The organism is uncultured Gordonia sp. (genome assembly GCF_937858515.1).
Taxonomy (GTDB): Bacteria; Actinomycetota; Actinomycetes; order Mycobacteriales; family Mycobacteriaceae; genus Gordonia.
The window spans coordinates 1-2,698 of sequence record NZ_CALLZT010000227.1; the positions used below are offsets into that span (position 1 = coordinate 1).

5 protein-coding genes are annotated in these 2,698 nt (G+C 65.4%); 1 reads left to right on the forward strand and 4 read right to left on the reverse strand.

What is annotated here, in order from left to right; all coding sequences use genetic code 11:
• Positions 1-119: 119 nt before the first annotated feature.
• The 3 genes from Q0627_RS22410 to Q0627_RS22420 all read right to left on the reverse strand — a co-directional run bounded on the left by Q0627_RS22410 (position 120) and on the right by Q0627_RS22420 (position 1,858).
• Positions 120-785, reverse strand: a complete 666-nt coding sequence (locus Q0627_RS22410) for an FABP family protein (protein ID WP_291016237.1) — start codon at positions 783-785, stop codon at positions 120-122.
• Positions 786-1,175: 390 nt separating this feature from the next.
• A complete protein-coding gene (locus Q0627_RS22415; RefSeq protein WP_291016238.1) occupies positions 1,176-1,589 on the reverse strand; it encodes a type II toxin-antitoxin system VapC family toxin in 414 nt (137 codons plus the stop codon).
• Positions 1,589-1,858, reverse strand: a complete 270-nt coding sequence (locus tag Q0627_RS22420) for a CopG family transcriptional regulator (RefSeq protein WP_291016239.1) — start codon at positions 1,856-1,858, stop codon at positions 1,589-1,591. Before Q0627_RS22420 ends, Q0627_RS22415 begins: the two co-directional genes overlap by 1 nt.
• Positions 1,859-1,953: 95 nt before the next feature.
• On the opposite strand from Q0627_RS22420, the gene Q0627_RS22425 reads away from it, so the two are divergent.
• Complete coding sequence (locus Q0627_RS22425; RefSeq protein ID WP_291016240.1) at positions 1,954-2,367, forward strand: nitroreductase family deazaflavin-dependent oxidoreductase; 414 nt, start codon at positions 1,954-1,956, stop codon at positions 2,365-2,367.
• An 80-nt stretch (positions 2,368-2,447) separates the two neighbouring features.
• Here the strand turns inward: Q0627_RS22425 and Q0627_RS22430 are convergent.
• Positions 2,448-2,698, reverse strand: a 251-nt coding sequence (locus Q0627_RS22430; protein WP_298813064.1) for a DUF1416 domain-containing protein, incomplete at its 5' end; no start/stop codon positions are given.

Sequence of the window (2,698 nt, forward strand, 5' to 3'; positions counted from 1 at the left end):
CCCTGGTTCGCCGAGGCGAATCCCAGATGGTCACCCGGCCTCCGTACCCCGACCGTCCGTCGGCCAGGCTTCCTCGTGAAGCGGTACGGGGGCCGTTTGTTCTCCGTTCAGGTCAGCGATCAGCCGACGTGGCGGCGGAGTTTGGCCGACAGGCGGGGGGTGAGGTCGCCGTCGGTATCAATGCGTTCTTCGACGTAGGCGAGGTCGCCGTCGGGGACCAGGCCGTAGAGGCGTTTGGCGCCGGCGGTGTGCGCGCCGGACTCGGCCTTGATGACGACGTCGGTGGCCAGTTCCCACGACGTCTGGTTCAGCGGATTGCCGTAGAACAGTTCGATCGAACCCTCGGCGTGGGCCAGGAGCAGCTCGATGGTGTCGTCGTCGCCGATCCGCCAGAAACCGGTCTCGCGCAGGTCGGGGCCGACGAAGTTGCCGTCGTCGTCGATGACCCAGGAACGGGACTCCCAGTTGAGGAAGTTCTGGCCGTCGTGACTGACGACGATCTGCTGGGAGAAGTGATAGTCGTCGCCGGTGAGCAGGTCGTGGCCCTCGCCCTCGCCGCGCCACACACCGACCATCGGCAGCAGGCCCAGCAGACCCGGATGCAGGTCGGCGCCCTCGCGGAGGTTGGCGGTGTCGGCGGGCAGAGGCAGATCGTCCCACGTGGGGACGTTGCGTTCGCGGCTGCCCGATTCGAGCGCCCGTGACTCGGCGTCGGCCACGGCTTCATCACCGGAGCGGCGCGGAGCCGGCCCGGGGACGGTGCCGTCGTCGGACGGGCCGGTCACGATTCGTCGTTGACCAGGCGGTACAGCACGTAGACGGCGAACCAGGTGATCAGCACTGCGGCGAGCACCAACAAGACCTCGAAGAAAATGACCACGGCGAGAGTCTACCGCCGGTCTGACGGAACAACCGAACTAAGGGCACACTCACCCGATGTCGGTGTAGATGTCCCGGACCCCCGAGGATGTTCGTGATCGACTCGCCAAGTGCGGTCGGAATCGCCTGCCATGCGGTGGATCAGGGCTCGATGTCAGCACGGATCAACCACATACCGCGCTTGACGGTGACTGCCTTATACATGATCGTGACCTCCTGGCCCGTATCCTGCACCGACGAGGCCATCGGCTTCATTGTGTTTGGCTAGGCCACGGGCCGCGCATCCTGGTCGACGGTTACGGGAGCAACGCGAATGACCCGACGTGCCGTGGGCGTACCATCGAGAAATGGCGCCGATCGACCGTGGCAATGGTCTCTGCACCAAGGCGTTCTGCGGCGGCCACCACGGATGCGTCGGCTGTGCCGAGTGGCAGGTCGCGGTATCGGGCTACCAGCTCCGCTATACGTAACCAGTCCGGCGCCGCGACGGGTTCGACGGCGAAATGACCGGCCGCGAGGTCGCCCAGAAACCTCACTTCGGCGTCTGCGCCCAACCGGCTACCGAGAAGGTAGACCACTTCGGTGATCACGAGTGTCGGGACGACCAGCGGCCCCGGATGTGTTTCGAGAAGTTCAAGTGAGGCGTGGTGGTGTGCATCGTCGGCGTCGACGTAGGCATAGAGCGGCCCGGCATCAACGATGAGGGCCACTACCGGTCGGTTTCTGTGCGCTCGACTTCTGTGCGCTCGACTTCTGTGCGCTCGACTTCTGCGGCCAGGATCTCCTCGATGCGCTCGGAGATGTCACTGCGCCCACTGCGGCCCGCGCCGGCGGCACCGAGACGTCGGCGCGGGCCCACGTCGAGGAATGTTTCCAATGCTTCCCTGCTGACCTCCGAGATCGTCATGCCCCGCAGACTCGCCTCATGACGCAACCGCGCGTCGAGATCATCGGGAATCTTGATGGTCGTCCTCTTCATGTATGCCAGCATACCTTCGGTGGATTGAATCGGCCTGCATGGCGGGGTGCGGGGCATGATGGGTAAAGCAGGCAACATAGCGAAAGGACCCGACGATGGGCTCAGACAAGCACCCGAACGACACCCCCGAAACCCCGATGCTGATCCCCGGCAAGGTCGAGGACTTCGTCAACAAATACATCGCGCCCACGTGGAACGGTGTGGCCAAGAAGATGCCGGTCTTCAGCGTCGTCAAGCACACCGGCCGCACATCGGGCAAGGCGTACGAGACGCCGGTCAGCTCATTCCGCAAGGGCGACGTACTGGCCATCGGGCTGATGCACGGCAAGACCAACTGGGCCAAGAACGTGCTAGCCGCCGGCGAGGCCGACGTGAAACTCCCCAAGGGGAAGGTGGTGCACATCACCAACCCGCGGATCGTGGCCGTCGGCAGCAACGCCCCCGAACTGCCCAAGCCGGCCCGGGCGATGCTCAAGCGTTCCGCGGTGTTCGCCGCCGACATCGTCTGACACCGACATCGCTGGCTGACAGCAGCGACGAAAAAGCCCGGCCACCACAGGGGTGACCGGGCTTTTTCGGTACAGCCGTATTACTTGGCGACGGTGATGTCGTGCTCGTGAACGCCGGGACCTTCCGGGCTCACGGTGACATCACCGGTGCCGACCGAGCTGAGCGCGCGCAGCGTCCAGGTGCCCGGTGCGGCGAAGAACCGGAAGTCGCCCGTCGCGCTGGCCACGACCTCCGCGGTGAATTCGCCGGTCGAGTCGAGCAACCGGACGAACGCACCGGCGACGGGAGCGCCCGCGGCGTCGGAGACGGTGCCCAGCAGCACGGTCTCCT

Excerpts from the sequence above, each read along its gene's own strand:
- Q0627_RS22420 (WP_291016239.1), bottom strand. The coding sequence starts at position 1,858 with ATGAAGAGGACGACCATCAAGATTCCCGATGATCTCGACGCGCGGTTG.
- Q0627_RS22425 (WP_291016240.1), top strand. The coding sequence starts at position 1,954 with ATGGGCTCAGACAAGCACCCGAACGACACCCCCGAAACCCCGATGCTG.